At 65.9% G+C, this 16,126-nt stretch carries 14 protein-coding genes and 1 tRNA gene; 12 read left to right on the plus strand and 3 right to left on the minus strand.

Annotation, left to right across the window (positions count from 1 at the left end):
- Nucleotides 1–273 precede the first annotated feature (273 nt).
- From folP to B9Y64_RS14860, 12 genes are all read left to right on the plus strand, one after another.
- The gene (gene folP / locus B9Y64_RS14805; protein ID WP_100441375.1) at nucleotides 274–1,170 is read left to right on the plus strand and encodes a dihydropteroate synthase; all 897 of its coding nucleotides are present in this window, start codon (nucleotides 274–276) and stop codon (nucleotides 1,168–1,170) included.
- Nucleotides 1,170–2,123, plus strand: a complete 954-nt coding sequence (gene miaA / locus B9Y64_RS14810; RefSeq protein WP_100441376.1) for a tRNA (adenosine(37)-N6)-dimethylallyltransferase MiaA — start codon at nucleotides 1,170–1,172, stop codon at nucleotides 2,121–2,123. Before folP ends, miaA begins: the two co-directional genes overlap by 1 nt.
- 96 nt (nucleotides 2,124–2,219) lie before the next feature.
- Complete coding sequence (hfq, locus tag B9Y64_RS14815) at nucleotides 2,220–2,495, plus strand: RNA chaperone Hfq (protein WP_004152891.1); 276 nt, start codon at nucleotides 2,220–2,222, stop codon at nucleotides 2,493–2,495.
- Nucleotides 2,496–2,509: 14 nt separating this feature from the next.
- A complete protein-coding gene (gene hflX, locus B9Y64_RS14820) occupies nucleotides 2,510–3,820 on the plus strand; it encodes a ribosome rescue GTPase HflX (RefSeq protein WP_100441377.1) in 1,311 nt (436 codons plus the stop codon).
- Nucleotides 3,821–3,952: 132 nt separating this feature from the next.
- On the plus strand, nucleotides 3,953–4,447 hold the full coding sequence (locus B9Y64_RS14825; RefSeq protein WP_005409020.1) for a CinA family protein: 495 nt from the start codon (nucleotides 3,953–3,955) through the stop codon (nucleotides 4,445–4,447).
- Nucleotides 4,448–4,481: 34 nt separating this feature from the next.
- Nucleotides 4,482–6,164, plus strand: a complete 1,683-nt coding sequence (gene ubiB, locus B9Y64_RS14830; RefSeq protein WP_100441749.1) for a 2-polyprenylphenol 6-hydroxylase — start codon at nucleotides 4,482–4,484, stop codon at nucleotides 6,162–6,164.
- Nucleotides 6,165–6,343: 179 nt separating this feature from the next.
- The gene (gene lexA / locus B9Y64_RS14835) at nucleotides 6,344–6,979 is read left to right on the plus strand and encodes a transcriptional repressor LexA (protein ID WP_005412936.1); all 636 of its coding nucleotides are present in this window, start codon (nucleotides 6,344–6,346) and stop codon (nucleotides 6,977–6,979) included.
- A gap of 204 nt (nucleotides 6,980–7,183) precedes the next feature.
- Nucleotides 7,184–8,221, plus strand: a complete 1,038-nt coding sequence (recA, locus tag B9Y64_RS14840; RefSeq protein ID WP_100441378.1) for a recombinase RecA — start codon at nucleotides 7,184–7,186, stop codon at nucleotides 8,219–8,221.
- A 110-nt stretch (nucleotides 8,222–8,331) separates the two neighbouring features.
- Nucleotides 8,332–8,823 carry a recombination regulator RecX gene (gene recX / locus B9Y64_RS14845; protein WP_014036760.1) on the plus strand — a complete coding sequence of 164 codons (492 nt, stop codon included), beginning with the start codon at nucleotides 8,332–8,334 and terminating at the stop codon, nucleotides 8,821–8,823.
- A 109-nt stretch (nucleotides 8,824–8,932) separates the two neighbouring features.
- Nucleotides 8,933–11,581, plus strand: coding sequence for an alanine--tRNA ligase (gene alaS / locus B9Y64_RS14850; protein ID WP_100441379.1), 2,649 nt, complete (start codon nucleotides 8,933–8,935; stop codon nucleotides 11,579–11,581).
- A 147-nt stretch (nucleotides 11,582–11,728) separates the two neighbouring features.
- A complete protein-coding gene (gene csrA, locus B9Y64_RS14855; RefSeq protein ID WP_004152909.1) occupies nucleotides 11,729–11,932 on the plus strand; it encodes a carbon storage regulator CsrA in 204 nt (67 codons plus the stop codon).
- 78 nt (nucleotides 11,933–12,010) lie between these two features.
- Nucleotides 12,011–12,103 (plus strand) — tRNA-Ser (locus tag B9Y64_RS14860).
- Between the two features lie 69 nt (nucleotides 12,104–12,172).
- Here the strand turns inward: B9Y64_RS14860 and B9Y64_RS14865 are convergent.
- Genes B9Y64_RS14865 through B9Y64_RS14875 form a run of 3 tightly spaced genes read right to left on the minus strand, consistent with a single transcriptional unit; the run spans nucleotide 12,173 to nucleotide 16,057 of the window.
- Nucleotides 12,173–13,099 carry a cyclase family protein gene (locus tag B9Y64_RS14865; protein WP_100441380.1) on the minus strand — a complete coding sequence of 309 codons (927 nt, stop codon included), beginning with the start codon at nucleotides 13,097–13,099 and terminating at the stop codon, nucleotides 12,173–12,175.
- Nucleotides 13,100–13,105: 6 nt separating this feature from the next.
- On the minus strand, nucleotides 13,106–13,678 hold the full coding sequence (locus tag B9Y64_RS14870; RefSeq protein ID WP_100441381.1) for a CGNR zinc finger domain-containing protein: 573 nt from the start codon (nucleotides 13,676–13,678) through the stop codon (nucleotides 13,106–13,108).
- Nucleotides 13,679–13,726: 48 nt separating this feature from the next.
- Nucleotides 13,727–16,057, minus strand: coding sequence for a TonB-dependent receptor (locus B9Y64_RS14875; RefSeq protein WP_100441382.1), 2,331 nt, complete (start codon nucleotides 16,055–16,057; stop codon nucleotides 13,727–13,729).
- Nucleotides 16,058–16,126 lie beyond the last annotated feature (69 nt).

Below are 16,126 nucleotides of genomic sequence, written 5' to 3' on the forward strand. Positions count from 1 at the left end.
TTTCAGAAGTGCATCGAGCGTTCGGGAATCGATTGTCCACGAACTGGAGTCCGCGAGATGACCAAGGCGCAGTGCCACCTTTCGCTTCTGCTTCAGGGCCTCGTGCAGGCTGATTCTGAAGCGCGCCACTCCCGCAACCGGACCCACCCCGGCTACCCTCAGGAAATCAGCTTCTGGTGTCGCTTGGGCTCTTGCCGTGGCCGCTGCCTCCGCGGGTGCAGGGCGCCGCCCTGCCGAACTAAACTACCCGCCGTTGTCCCAGCAGGATTACCGATGATCGATACCTCGCCCCAGCTCGATTGCGCCGGCCGCATCCTGCGCCTCGACCGTGCCCAGGTCATGGGCATCGTCAACGTCACCCCGGACTCGTTTTCCGACGGCGGTGCGCACGACACGACCGCGGCCGCGGTCGCCCATGGCCTGAAGCTGGTGGAGGAGGGGGCCGACCTGCTCGATATCGGTGGCGAGTCGACCCGTCCGGGCGCCGCGCCGGTATCGGTCGAGGAAGAGCTGCGCCGGGTGATTCCGGTCATCGAGCAGCTGGCGGCCCGTACCCAAGTGCCGATCAGCATCGACACCTTCAAGCCGGAGGTGATGCGCGCGGCGGTGGCCGCGGGCGCCGGCATGATCAACGACATCTTCGGCCTGCGCCAGGCGGGGGCGCTGGACGCCGCCGCTGAAGCCGGCGTGCCGGTGGTGCTGATGCACATGCAGGGCGAACCGGGCCACATGCAGGCCGATCCGAATTACGGCGACGTGGTCGCCGAGGTGCACGGTTTCCTGGTGCAGCGCCTGTTTGCTGCCGAGATGGCGGGGATCGCGAAGAAGAACCTGCTGATCGATCCCGGTTTCGGCTTTGGCAAGACGACGGCCCACAACATGACCTTGCTGGCGCGCTCGGAGCGCTTCCTGGAGCTGGGTGTGCCGATGCTGGCCGGCCTGTCACGCAAGCGCAGCCTGGGAGAGCTCACTGGCCGCAGCACGCCCTCCGAACGAGTGGCGGCTTCGGTGGCTGCGCACCTGATTGCGGTCCAGCGTGGCGCGCGCATCGTGCGCGTGCATGACGTGGCGGCCACGGTCGATGCGCTGAAGATCTGGCAGGCGGTGGAAGCTGTGCCGATGCCACGCACCGACGCCACGCCGACGATCCGCTGGCCGGACGAAGACTGATGGGCATCGACCGGCGGCCACTGGCGATCGCCGTGATGGGGCCGACCGCCAGCGGCAAGACCGCCACCGCGATCGCCCTGGCACGGCAGCTGGACGGCGAGATTGTCAGCGTTGATTCGGCGCTGGTGTACCGCCACCTGGACATCGGCTCGGCCAAGCCCGATGCGGCCGAGCGTGCGCAGGCGCCGCACCATCTGCTGGACCTGCGCGATCCGTGGCAGACCTACTCGGCGGCCGAATTCGCCGCCGATGCCGGCCGGATCGTGGCCGACATCGTGGCGCGCGGCAAGATGCCGATTCTGGCCGGCGGCACCGGGCTGTACTTCCGCGCCTTGTTGCAGGGCCTGTCGCCGATGCCGGAGGCCGATCCGGCAACGCGCGAAGCGCTCAGCACCGAGGCGGCCGAGCGCGGCTGGGCGGCACTGCACGCTGAGCTGGCCGACGTGGATCCGGCTGCAGCCGCACGCATCCATGCCACCGATCCGCAACGCATCCAGCGGGCGCTGGAGGTCTATCGCCTGACCGGCATCCCCATCTCTGAATGGCAGCGCCGGCCGGGCGTGGCGCCGTTGCCGGTGCGCACTCTCAAGCTGATCCTGGCCCCGCGTGACCGTGCGGTACTGCACCAGCGCATCGAGGCGCGCTTCGACGCCATGCTGGCGCAGGGCTTTCTCGATGAGGTGCGGGCGTTGCGTGCGATGCCGGAAATGGCCGCCGTGGAGGCGCCCCTGGACCTGCCGGCGGTGCGCGCAGTCGGCTATCGCCAGGCATGGGAGTACCTGGACGGCGAGGGCGATGCCGCCCGTTTCCGTGACAAGGCGATCTTCGCCACCCGGCAGCTGGCCAAGCGCCAGCTGACCTGGCTGCGCGGCGAGCTTGATGCGCGCTGGTTCGACCCCCATATCGACCATGAGCGCCTGGCCGGCGCGGTGTCGACCTTCGTCGCACGCTGAACCCCCGCCAGCCGTGTAACATCATCGGTCGGCGGGCGGCTCGGGGGCCGTGGCAGCCGTCGGCAACCCAATAAGAACAATAATCAGGAGTGTGCAATGTCCAAGGGGCAATCGCTGCAGGATCCTTTCTTGAACGCACTGCGGCGCGAACGCGTGCCGGTTTCGGTGTACCTGGTGAACGGCATCAAGCTGCAGGGCACGATCGAGTCGTTCGACCAGTTCGTGGTCCTGCTGCGCAACACGGTCAGTCAGATGGTCTACAAGCACGCCATTTCCACGGTGGTTCCGGCACGCAACGTGAAGGTCGGCCCGGGCGGTGGTTATGTGCAGTCGGGTGAAGGTGGTCAGGCAGGTGATGAAGCAGACGAGTAATACCGGAGCGGTGAATGTTTGACCGCTCGAAGAAGGGCGAACACGCCCTGCTGATCCAGCCCCATTTCGGCAAGCTGGAAGACGATGTGCTGGAAGAATTCGGTGATCTGGCCCGCTCGGCTGGGGCCAGCATCGCCGCGACGATCACTGCGCGCCTGGACCGGCCGAACCCGTCGACCCTGATCGGCAGTGGCAAGCTGGACGAGATCAAGGCCGCGGCCGATGCCAGCGGCGCCGACCTGATCCTGGTCAACCATGCGTTGAGCCCGGGCCAGGAGCGCAACCTGGAGCGCTTCCTCGAGCGCCGGGTGATCGACCGTACCGGCCTGATCCTGGACATCTTCGCCCAGCGGGCGCACAGCCACGAAGGCAAGCTGCAGGTTGAGCTGGCGCAGCTGCGCCACCTGGCCACGCGGCTGGTGCGCGGCTGGACCCATCTGGAGCGGCAGCGCGGCGGTTCGATCGGCCTGCGCGGCCCGGGTGAAACCCAGCTGGAAACCGACCGCCGCCTGCTGCAGAAGCGGGTGGAGCAGCTGCAGAAGCGCCTGGAAAAGGTCGAAGTGCAGCGCACCCAGATGCGCCGTGCGCGTGTGCGCAGCGAACTGCCGCGCGTGGCCCTGGTGGGCTACACCAACGCCGGCAAGTCGACCCTGTTCAACGCCATGACCGGCGCTGAGGCCTATGCCGCCGACCAGCTGTTCGCAACGCTGGATCCGACCGTGCGCCGCATCGCGGTTCCGGGGGGCAACGTGGTGCTGGCTGACACCGTCGGCTTCGTCCGCGATCTGCCGCACGACCTGGTCGCTGCGTTCCGCTCGACCCTGTCCGAGGCGCGCGAGGCCGATTTCCTGCTGCACGTGGTCGACGCTGCCGATCCGCACCGCGAGGAGCGCATCGCCCAGGTCGACGAAGTGCTGACGGCAGTCGGTGCCGGTGACCTGCCGCAGTTGCTGGTGTTCAACAAGATCGACCGCATCGACGGTGCCGAGGTCCGCCACGACGGCCAGGACGGCGTGCCCGACGAGTCGCGTCGTGAACGGGTGTGGATCTCCGCGCGTGACGGGCAGGGCCTGGAGCTGCTGCAGGCGGTGCTGGGCAAGCGCCTGGGCCTGCAGCATGTCACCGGCGAACTGCGCCTGCCGCCGGACGCCGGCCGCCTGCGTGCGCGCCTGCACCAGCTGGAGGTGATCCGCAGCGAGCAGGCCGATGAAGATGGCTGGCTGCTGCAGGTCGACCTGCCGATTGCCGAAGCCGAAAAGCTGGCCGCCAGTGCCGACGGCGCGCCGATCCGGGCGCTGCTGCCGGAAAAACTGCCGGAGTGGTGAGGCAGCGCCGGGCCAGGCCCGGTCCAACCAGGTAGTGCCGGCCGCTGGCCGGCAGCTGCTACGCCGTGGCGCGCGACATGCGGCTGTCATCTGCGGTACAACGTGCAGGTTCTTCACCCCACCGTCATGCCGATGTCCATTCCTACCGACGCCGATCTCAACGCCCAGTCCGCCGCGCTCGGGCAGCGCCTGCAGCAGGCCTCGCTGCAGCTGGTGACTGCCGAAAGCTGCAGTGGCGGCTGGATCGCCAAGTGCATGACCGACATCGCCGGTTCCTCGGCGTTCTTCGACTGCGGCATGGTGGTCTACAGCTATGAAGCCAAGCAGCGGCTGCTGGGCGTGCGAGCCCAGACCCTGGAGCAGTTCGGTGCGGTCAGCCGCGAGACCGTGCTGGAAATGGTGTCCGGTGCGCTGGTCAATTCCGGTGCAGGCATCGCCGTTGCGGTGACCGGCATCGCCGGTCCCGGCGGCGGCAGCCCGGACAAGCCGGTCGGCAGCGTCTGGATTGGCTGGAAGCGCCGGGGTGGCTATGCCCGCGCCGAGCTGTTCCAGTTCGATGGCGACCGCGAAGCCATCCGCCGGCAAACCGTGGCGGCGGCATTGCGCGGTATCGACGCCCAGCTGTGACATGCTGCTCCGGTAATCGTCCGGAGCACGCATGATGTGGGAAACGCTGGGCACGGTCCGTGACCTGGGCCGACTGCAGGAAATCGCCGTCGTCCTGATCCGCTATGGCTTCGGCGACGTGGTGCGGCGCATCGGCCTGGCCAGTACGCTGGAGCGGGCAGGGCGCCTTCTGCACTGGAACGAGGAGCGGCAGGAGCTGCTGCGGATGACCGCGCCGGTGCGTGTGCGCAGCGCGATGCAGGATCTCGGCCCCACCTTCGTCAAGCTTGGCCAGGTGCTGGCGACGCGCGTTGACCTGTTGCCGCCGGAATGGATCGCCGAGCTCTCTGAACTGCAGAACGCGGTACCGGCACTGCCATACGCGGATATCCGTGAGCAGCTCGAAGCCGATCTTGGCGCCCCGCCGACGCAGGTGTTCGCCTTCCTCGATGAAAGCCCGATGGCCGCCGCCTCGCTGGCACAGGCCCATCGCGCACGGCTGCATGATGGCCGTGAGGTGGTGCTGAAGGTCCGGCGCCCCGGCATTCGCGATGTGGTCGAGGCCGACCTGCGGCTGCTGGCCCGCTTGGCCGAAATCGTCGAGGCCCGGCTGCCGGACCTGCGCCGATATCGCCCTGCCGAGGTCGTGCAGCAGTTCACCGTATCGCTGCGCCGCGAGCTGGATTTCGCCGCCGAATGCCGCAATGCCGAGCGCATCGCGCGCAACTTCAAGGGCCGTGACGACATCCTGATTCCCGACGTGCACTGGCAATGGACCTGCGAGAGCCTGAACGTGCAGGACTTCGTCGACGGCATTCCCGGTCGCGATCTGGCCGGCGTCGATGCGGCAGGACTGGACCGGCGCGAGCTGGCACGGCGTGGCGCCGACATCGTGCTGAAGATGGTGCTGGAGGACGGCAGCTTCCACGCCGACCCGCACCCCGGCAACATCATCTATCTGCGTGACGGCCGCATCGGCGTGATTGACTTCGGCATGGTCGGCGCATTGTCCGAAGTGCGCCGCTTCCAGGTCGCGCAACTGCTGCACGGGCTGGTCGAGCAGGACCCGCAGGGGGTGGCCGACGTGCTGCTGGACTGGGCCGGCGGCGTGGAAGTGGACGAGAACCGGTTGCAGCACGACATCAGCCAGTTCGTCGACCAGTACCGTGGCGTGCCGCTGAAGGACCTGCGCATCGGCCTGATGCTGGGTGACATCACCCAGCTGCTGCGCAGCTACAGCCTGACCCTGCCGGCCGATCTGGCGTTGATGATCAAGGCCTTCCTGACCCTGGAAGGCATGGGCCGTCAGCTGGATCCCGATTTCGACATGGCCAGCGCCGCCCGCCCGTTCCTGGAGCGCGTGGTGCTGCAGCGCTATGCGCCGGGGGCCCTGCTCAAGCGTGGCCGCCGCAGCCTGTTGGGCCTGGTCGATTTTGCCGGTGAGCTGCCGCGCGACCTGCGCAAGCTGGTCCAGGCGGCGCGCCGCGGGCGCCTGCAGCTGAAGGTGGAAACCAGTGCGCTTGAGGGCTTCGGCGAACAGGTCAACCGCGCGGCGAACCGGCTGGTGATGGGGATCGTGACGGCCGCACTGATCATCGGCTCGTCGATCGTGATGCACAGCGTTGGCGGGGTTTCCAGCCGTTGGCTGCTGGCGCTGGGCGTGTGTGGCTTCATTGGCGCCGGTTTCTGCGGCGTGTGGATCCTGTTTTCGATCTGGCGAAGCGGCAAGCACACGTAGTGTGCTTGCCGCAGCGATTCCTGTAGAGCCGACCGTTGGTCGGCTGCTTTCGCCTTTGCATTTGCCAACCGCGCGCATGTGCGCTTGCCGGGCACGGCTCGGCCCTGCGGGCGGCTCCCTGGTCTGCCTGTCGTTTCCGGCACTTGCAGTCCTGCATGTTAGTAGTAATACTACTAATCATGGACCTGACCGACACCCAGCAGGCGATCCTGCAGTTGATCGCCGAGCGTATAGAGAGCGAAGGCGCACCGCCGTCGCAGACTGAAATCGCACGTGCGTTCGGCTTCAAGGGCGTGCGCGCGGCCCAGTACCACCTGGAAGCCCTGGAGCAGGCCGGTGCGATCCGTCGCATTCCGGGCCAAGCCCGCGGCATCCGCCTGGTGCAGGCGCCGCCCGTCGAAAAGCTGGCCGAGCCGGGCCTGCCCGACAGCGTGCTGCGGCTGCCGGTTCTCGGCCGGGTTGCGGCCGGCCTGCCGATCGGTGCCGATATCGGCTCGGACGACTTCGTGGTGCTGGACCGGGTGTTCTTCTCACCGGCGCCGGATTACCTGCTGAAGGTGCAGGGCGACTCGATGATCGACGAGGGCATCTTCGATGGTGACCTGATCGGCGTGCACCGCACCCGCGACGCCCACTCCGGGCAGATCGTGGTGGCCCGCATCGATGATGAGATCACGGTCAAGCTGCTGAAGATCGCCAAGGACCGCATCCGCCTGCTGCCGCGCAACCCCGATTACAAGCCGATCGAGGTGCTGCCGGATCAGGACTTCGCGATCGAGGGCCTCTATTGCGGCCTGCTCCGGCCCAACCGTTGACCCGTTCCATGGCGCATTACCCCGCGGTCTTTTGTGGCGATTCTCTGGTTCCACTGAGGTTGGTACGGATGTCCGATAATTCTTTTCAGAGCGCCGGGCAGAATCTCAGCCTGTGCGATACGTCCGACTTAAAGTGAACCCATGGCAAAGAAGACCCCCAAAGACAGCACCCCCAACGACATGACCTCTGCAAGGACCAATACGATGGACGAGAACAAGAAGCGCGCCTTGGCTGCTGCTCTGGGCCAGATCGAGAAGCAGTTCGGCAAGGGCTCGGTGATGCGCATGGGCGACCGCGTGGTCGAGCCCGTCGAAGCCATCCCGACCGGTTCGCTGATGCTCGACATCGCACTGGGCATTGGCGGTCTGCCGAAGGGCCGTGTCGTCGAGATCTACGGGCCGGAATCCTCGGGCAAGACCACCCTGACCCTGCAGGCCATCGCCGAATGCCAGAAGCTGGGCGGCACCGCGGCCTTCATCGATGCCGAGCATGCGCTGGACCCGATCTACGCCGCCAAGCTGGGCGTGAACGTGGACGACCTGCTGCTGTCGCAGCCGGACACCGGTGAGCAGGCGCTGGAAATTGCCGACATGCTGGTCCGTTCGGGTTCGGTGGACATCCTGGTGATCGACTCGGTCGCCGCGTTGACCCCGAAGGCCGAAATCGAAGGCGAGATGGGCGACCAGCTGCCGGGTCTGCAGGCCCGCCTGATGAGCCAGGCGCTGCGCAAGCTGACCGGCAACATCAAGCGTTCCAACACCCTGGTGGTCTTCATCAACCAGCTGCGCATGAAGATCGGTGTGATGATGCCGGGCCAGAGCCCGGAAACCACCACCGGCGGCAACGCGCTGAAGTTCTACGCCTCGGTCCGCCTGGACATCCGCCGCATCGGCGCGATCAAGAAGGGCGACGAGATCATCGGCAACCAGACCAAGATCAAGGTCGTCAAGAACAAGCTGGCGCCTCCGTTCAAGCAGGTCATCACCGAGATCCTGTACGGCGAGGGCATCAGTCGCGAAGGCGAGCTGATTGACATGGGTGTGGACGCGAAGCTGGTCGAGAAGGCGGGTGCCTGGTACAGCTATGGCGAAGAACGCATCGGCCAGGGCAAGGACAACGCCCGCGGCTACCTGCGCGACAACCCGACTGTCGCTGCCAAGCTTGAAGCCGAGCTGCGCGAGAAGTTCCAGCCGACCGAAGCCGCCCGCGAGGAAGGCGACGACGAAGGCGACGACGAGTAAGGCTTGCTGTGGGGCAGGGCGGCGCCGTCAGTGACGTCGCCCTGTCCCGCAGGTTCGAATCGCCCAGGGATGGGCAGGGCGCCACGGATGGCGCCACCCTTGGAGTACCGATGTCCGACGCCGACGACATTCCCACCGGCCGCAAGCGCCGGCCGCGTGAGCAGACACCCGTGCAACGCGCGCTGGGCCTGCTGGTCCGCCGCGAGCACTCGCGCAAGGAACTCACCCGCAAGCTGACGGCCCGTGGCATCGAAGACGAAGCCGCGCAGGCTGCCGTCGCCAAGCTGACCGAGGCGGGCTGGCAGGACGACACCCGTTTTGCCGAGAACCTGGTGCGGATGCGCGCCAATACCGGCTATGGCCCGATCCATGTCCGTGCCGAGCTGGGGACCCATGGCCTGGACAGTGCCGCGATTGCGGCGGCGATGGACAGTTACGAAGGCGACTGGCAGGAAAACGCCCGTGATCTGGTTCGTCGACGCTTTGGCGAGGCCGGCCCCCAGGACCTGACACAGCGGCGCAAAGCCGCCGATCTGCTGGCCCGGCGGGGCTTCGACGGCGACAGCATCCGTCGCGCGACCCGCTACGACCCGGACGACTGAGACTGGCGGCGCTGGGCCTGATACCCTTTAGGTTTTCGGCGGTCCCTCGCGACCCTGGCCAACGCGGCCGGTGGTCCGGGTCCGCCGGCCCGCAGACTGCCAGCCCCCAATGAACGCATCCGCCAAATTCACGACTTCCCAGATCCGCAGCGACTTCCTTGAATTCTTCAAGGGCAAAGGCCACACCATCGTGCCGTCGGCGCCGCTGGTGCCGGGCAATGATCCGACCCTGCTGTTCACCAACTCCGGCATGGTGCAGTTCAAGGACGTGTTCCTTGGCGCGGAGAAGCGCAGCTACGTGCGCGCGGCCGACGTGCAGCGCTGCCTGCGCGCGGGCGGCAAGCACAACGACCTCGACCAGGTCGGCTACACCGCACGCCACCACACCTTCTTCGAAATGCTGGGCAACTGGTCGTTCGGCGACTACTTCAAGAAGGACGCGATTGCCTGGGCCTGGGAACTGCTGACCCAGGTCTGGAAGCTGCCGGCCGAGCGCCTGCTGGTCACCGTCTACCAGACCGACGACGAAGCCTACGCGCTGTGGCGCGACATGGTCGGCGTGCCGGAAGAGCGCATCGTGCGCATCGGCGACAACAAGGGTGCACCGTTCGCCTCGGACAACTTCTGGCAGATGGCCGACACCGGCCCGTGCGGCCCGTGCACCGAGATCTTCTACGACCACGGTGACCATATCGCTGGCGGCCCCCCGGGTTCCCCGGATGAAGACGGCGATCGCTTCATCGAAATCTGGAACCTGGTGTTCATGCAGTTCGACCGCCAGCCGGACGGCACCCTGGTGCCGCTGCCGGCGCCGTGCGTGGATACCGGCATGGGCCTGGAGCGCCTGGCGGCGATCCTGCAGCACGTGCACACCAACTACGAGATCGACCTGTTCCAGGCGCTGATCCGCAAGGCCTCCGAGCTGACCGGTACCGCCGATCTGGAGAACAAGTCGCTGCGCGTGATCGCCGATCACATCCGTGCCTGTTCGTTCCTGATCGTCGACGGCGTGCTGCCGTCCAACGAAGGCCGCGGTTACGTGCTGCGCCGTATCATTCGCCGCGCCCTGCGCCATGGCTGGATGCTGGGCGTGCGCCAGCCGTTCTTCAGCAAGCTGGTGCCGACCCTGGTCGAGCAGATGGGCGAGGCCTATCCGGAACTGCCGGCGGCGGTGGACACCGTCACCCGTGCGCTGCAGGCCGAGGAAGAGCGTTTCGCTGAAACCCTCGATGCCGGCATGAAGATCTTCGAGGACGTGGCCGGCAAGGCCAGCAACGGTGTGATTCCGGGCGTCGACGCGTTCCGCCTGTACGACACCTACGGCTTCCCGCTTGACCTGACCCAGGACATTGCCCGCGAGCGCGACCTGACCGTGGACATCGCCGGCTTCGATGCCGCGATGGAGCAGCAGCGCGAGACCGCACGTGCGGCCGGCAAGTTCGGCGGCGGCGTGACCCTGCCGGCCGAGCTGGTGGCGACCCTCAGCCCGACCCTGTTCCTGGGTTATGAGCGCCTGCAGGCTGACGGCCTGAGCGTGCTGGCACTGCTCAAGGACGGTCGTCCGGTGCAGTCGGCCGATGCCGGTGATTCGGTCATCGTGATCACCAACCAGACCCCGTTCTACGCCGAATCCGGCGGCCAGGTCGGCGACACCGGCGTGCTGACCGGCAATGGCGTGCGCCTGGCAGTGGACGACACCCAGAAGTTCGCCGGCCAGTTCCATGGCCATGTCGGTACCCTCTCCGAAGGCGGCCTGAAGGTCGGCGACGTGCTCTCCGGCCAGGTGGATGGCGAGCGCCGTGGCGCCACCATCCTCAACCACTCGGCGACCCACCTGCTGCACGCCGCCCTGCGCGAAGTGCTGGGCACCCATGTGCAGCAGAAGGGCTCGCTGGTCGCTCCGGACCGCCTGCGTTTCGACTTCTCGCACTTCCAGCCGATCAGTGCGGAAGAGCTGGCGGTGATCGAGCGCAAGGTCAACCAGCAGGTGCGCGCCAACAACGCTGCCGAAGTCCACAACATGGGCATGCAGGAAGCGCTGGACTTCGGCGCCATGGCCCTGTTCGGCGAGAAGTACGGCGAGCATGTGCGCGTGCTGAAGATGGGTGACTACTCCACCGAGCTGTGCGGTGGTACCCACGTCAACCGTACCGGCGACATCGGCCTGTTCAAGATCACCTCCGAGGGCGGCGTCTCTGCCGGCGTGCGCCGCATCGAGGCCGTCACCGGTCAGGGCGCCCTGGATTATGTGGATGCGGAAGAGGCCCGCCTGGCCGAAGCCGCCGAGCTGCTCGGCGGCAGCGCCACGGACGTGGTCGAGAAGATCCGTGCCCTCGGCCAGCGCCAGAAGCAGCTGGAGCGCGAACTGGAAGCCGTGAAGGCCAAGGTCGCCGCCGGTGCCACGGCCGACCTGTCCGGCCAGGCTGTCGAGGTTGCCGGCGTGAAGGTGCTGGCTGCCCGTCTTGAGGGCTTCGACGCCAAGGCCCTGCGTGACGCCATGGATCGCCTGAAGCAGCAGCTGGGCGACGCGGTGATCGTGCTGGCCGGCGCCCAGGACGGCAAGGCCGCTTTGGTCGCGGGTGTGAACGGCAGCGCAATGGGCAAGGTCAAGGCCGGGGAACTGTTGTCCCATATCGCCGGTCAGATCGGGGGCAAGGGCGGCGGACGCCCGGACCTCGCCCAGGGTGGTGGCGAGGACGGGCCCGCCCTTGCCACTGCGCTGGCTGCAGTCGTCGAATGGGTCAGCCCCCGCCTGTGATGAACCCCGCCGTCCCCCTCCTTGTAGGAGCGGGACGGCTGGCGGTACCATTGCGAATCTTTTCCCTTTGTCGTGGTAGCGCTTCTTGACGGAGCGTCAAGCCGGTGGGGGATACCCTTCCACACGGTTCCATGGAGACTTACAAAAATGTTGATCCTGACTCGCCGCGTCGGCGAAACCCTGATGATCGGAGACTCGGTGAGCGTCACCGTGCTTGGCGTCAAGGGTAACCAGGTGCGTATCGGCATCACTGCGCCGAAGGACGTCGCTGTGCATCGCGAAGAGATCTATCAGCGCATCCAGCGTGGTGATGAAGCCGGTGGCACCGGTAGCGAAAATTCTGCCGAATAACGCTTTACCTTCGCACTCGATTAACGTTATGATTCACGCCCCGCTGAGGTGCAACGCACCAGACGCGGTGAAAACCCCGGAGTGATGCCCGAGTGGCCGAAGGGGCTCCCCTGCTAAGGGAGTATAGGGTCAAAAGCTCTATCGAGGGTTCGAATCCCTCTCACTCCGCCAGATACAAAGAAGCGCCTGCAGATCCTCGATCTGCAGGCGTTTTTCTTTGTGCGGAATCCATGCATGCGATCAGTGGGGCGAGGCGGGGATGCCGGGTTCCAGGGTCGCGTGTGCACGAACCGGGAAGGTCCCCATGCCCACGATCCGCGGTGGCGTGGCGTGCAGATGGAAGCCCTGCAATGGCAATGCATCGAGGTGGGTCATGTGCTCGATGATCGGAATGCCCGCGTCAAGCAGAACCGAATGCACCGGTCGGGTTGCCGTGCGGGTGTCGTCGATGTTGAACGAGTCGATGCCGACGAGCAGGGCGCCTTGGTCACGCAGATGGAGCGCTGCTTTTTTGGTCAGGAACGGATGCCTTTCAAAATAGCGCGGCGTGCCCCAGTGGCGATCCCAACCGGTATGGATCAGCACGGCGCGTCCGCCACATTGCACGGCCGCGAAAGCATGCCAATCGATGGGCTGTTCCAGTGCGCCGGCGACCCGCACCAGCACGCCCGGCGCGCCCGACACACGCGCAAGATCCAGGCCGGCCAGATCGTCACCGGCGGCATGACGGTGGCAAGGGGTGTGGATACAGGTGCCGATGTTGGCGACCATGTCGATGCGGCCGATCTGGAGCGCTGTTCCTTCACCGCAATGTTGTTGCGGATCGTGACGTGAGAGATGGTCGCAGATGAGCGATGCAGGCAGTCCCTTGCAGGTGAACATGCCGCTCTCGATCGAATGGCTCAGATCGACGTAGGTGGGCGCGTGTTCCAGCGCTGGTGCAGTGGTGTGCGTGGGCGCCGCACGCTTGTGTGCTTCCTCGATGATCTGCTTGTTGAGGATGCGCACGTGCTTGACCATCAGCAGCCGCATGTCGCGGATGATGTAGGCCGCCAGTGCATCGTCGTCGATGTCGCTGCCCGCGATATCCAGACGGAAGCCCTGGCCCTGGATGCCTCCGCCGTTGCTGAAGGCCACTTCGAAATCAAAGCACGCACGTTTCTGCATTGCCGGTCATCCTGCCGTTGTGTCCTGTGTACGCCGCGCCCGGTGGGCGCGGACCTTTGCGCGGTTGCCGCAACCCTTGCTGGACGAACACCACTGGCGGCTGCCGGGTCGGGAGGTGTCCTCGAACACCATGGCGCAACCGGGGCACTGCCGAATGCGCGCGCGGCGTGGCGAGGCCAGCAGTACAAGCGCGTCCTCGGCGAGGCTGGACAGGGCGGCTTCGACGGGAGACGCCGACAGGTGCACGAGCTGGTTGTCGCGGAAACAGGGGCGCGGAGGCGGGTGCTGGGCAGCTTCATTGAGCTGTGCAAGGTCGTCGCCGGCATACGGTGTGCCGACGATGGCGGAAAGGGCACAACGATGGATGGCCTCTCGCAGCGAATGCGCGGCCAGCAACTGGGCCGGCGAGACCGTACCGGGGGCATTGGCGGCCCACAAACCGGCTTCGGTCAACCAGGCGGCAAGGGCTGCAGGATCTGGCAGTCGCTCCCGTCCGGCCCCGGCGCGCGAGCCGTAGGTATCGACGAAATCCAGTGCCGGAGTGCCGGCGATGAAGGCGTGTGGGTGACCTGAATCCATGTAACCACATTAAGTGGTTACATGGACTGATGCAAATCACGCGGTGAGTCAGAGCCTCACGGTCACACCCACCTGGAAGCCCCGCCCCGGCAGCGGCGCGATGTACTTCAGCGGCGAGTTGTGCGGACGCGCTTCCTCATTGAGCAGGTTGCTGCCGTTGACGAACACTTCCATGCCGGCGATGTAGCTGTTGCGCACCGGCAGTTCGCGGCTGACCTGCAGGTCGACCAGGTTGAAGGCGTCCAGCGGGATTTCTTCGCTGACGTTGCGGCCAAGGTACTTCTGCGTGTCGTAGTAGGTGCTGGACAGCTGTGCCTTCCAGCCCTGGCGCTGCCACTGCAGGTTGGCGCCGTAGCGGTTGGTCGGCATGTTCGGCAGGTACTCGCCATCGTTGTGGGCGCGCAGCGAATCGGGGTGATCGGCCTTGTTCTTCACCAGATCGGCGAAGGCCGCGACGTTCAATGTGCCGTATCGGCCCAGATCCAGTGCCTGCGATGCGTCAATCTCGAAACCCTTCACCGTGGTATCGGTCTGCTTCCAGTACTTCAACGGAAGGCGGTTGGCGGTCTGCACGCCGGAATGGCCAAGGTAGAGATAGTTCTCGTACTTCATCCGGTAGGCGGTGGCCGACAGTTCGAAACCGCCGATGTGGAACAGGCCGGTCAGCTCCAGGTTCTTTGCGCGCTCAGGCTTGAGGTCCTGGTTGCCTTCTTCCTGGGTCATCACCGAATAGTGTGCGTTGCTGGCATACAGCTCGTTGATCTCCGGCGCACGCTGCGAGGACGCGTAACGTACCTTGGCCGCGAACAACGGACCGAGCTCGACATAGGAGCCCAGGCTGAAGCTGTTGAGCCGGTAGGAACGATCCTGCAGTTTCGTATTGGCGGCGTTGCGTGCGGTCTTGAAGCGGCTGGGCTGCAGCGCATGCTCGACGCGCTCGTGGCGTGCTCCGGCGTCGAAGGTGGCCCAGCCGAAGTCCAGCGTTTCCTTCAGGAATACCGCGTTGCTGCGGGAGTCCACATCGGGCAGATAGCGCAGCGAGCCGCTGCCAGTAACATCGCGCGACTGGTGGCTGAAACCGAGCAGGCCGCTGAGTGGCCCGACCCGCTGATGGCTGAGCAGCAGCTCGGCCTGGGTACTTTCGAAATCGTAGTCGTTGGCTTTGGAGGCACCCAGCCGTTCGCCGGAAGTGTTGTCGAGCCTGGAAGCGCGCAGTTCGGCACGCTCGAACCCAGGCAGCGGATCACGCAGCAGGGCTTCCAGTGCGTAGCGCTGCTGCTTGATCACCACACCCACCGGCAGGCCGTCCTTGTAGTTGGAACCGAACGACAGGTTCTGCATCGAGAAGCCGGGCACGCCGTACTCGCTGTCCTTGGCATCGATGCTGACACCGACGTAGCCGCGGTCGAAGAACAGGGTCGAACCGAACGCCACCTGCGAGTTGCGCGCGTAGCTGTTGCCCAGCCGGTGATGGTAGTCGGGTGTCACATCATTGTTGATCTGCTTCTGCACGTACGACGGGGTGCCGGCGACATAGGCCGGGTTGGCCGGGTTGATATAGGTGCGGCGCTGCCAGACCGAGGTTGGGCTGTTGGTGTAGAACGAGAAATCGCCATCGGCCCAGTCCGGGTTTTCGGTCATGAACTGGTCGATGTAGGGCTGCGAGGCCTTGTTGTAGATCTGCTGGACACGCGCCTCCTTCTGGCAGCTGTCGGCCAGCGCCGAGTTGACGCCGCCGGTGGCGGGGAACAGGCGGGTGTTGCAGACGCTGGCCTTGCTGTTGCCGGGGATGTCGTAGTGCGAGATGCGCTGGCGCGAGACCTGCAGGTTGGTGGACAGATTGCGCTGGTTGTTGAAGTTCATGCGGAAGCCCTGCGCGTCGGCCGCGTTGAAGCCCTTGCGCAGGATCAGTTCCATCGACTGGTCCTTGTCTTCCATGCTGCGCGAGATCAGGCCGGAGTCGATCTCCACGCTGCCGCCGATCGCGTTGCCGCCGTAGCGCACGGTGTCCGATGACTTGTTGACGGTGACGCTGCGCACGAACAGCGGATCGAACGGAATATTGATGTCGCCGCTGATCGCGTTCATGCCGAGGATGGACTGGCCGTCCTGCAGGATCTGCACCCGATTGCCGCTGAGGCTGCGGATGACCGGCGCGCCCGCATTCGGCCCGAAGGCACTGCTCTGCACGCCGGAGACGTGCTCAAGCAGGTTGCCGAGGGTACGGTTCTGCGCCTGTGGGTTGTCGACGGTGACGCGGCTGTCGATGCGTGAGAGCTGGGACGCCTCGACGCGGAGGGTGGGAAGGGTGGGTTCGTCGGCCGCATGGGCGGACTGGACGGCGAACAGGATGGCGGCAGCAAGCAGATGGCGGCGCATGGCACGTTCCGTGAAAATGGCGTGAAATGTTATAACGTAACTATTTGTATCGACAAGGGCGGATTGGCC

Source organism: Stenotrophomonas maltophilia, assembly GCF_002799245.1.
GTDB lineage: Bacteria > Pseudomonadota > Gammaproteobacteria > Xanthomonadales > Xanthomonadaceae > Stenotrophomonas > Stenotrophomonas maltophilia_S.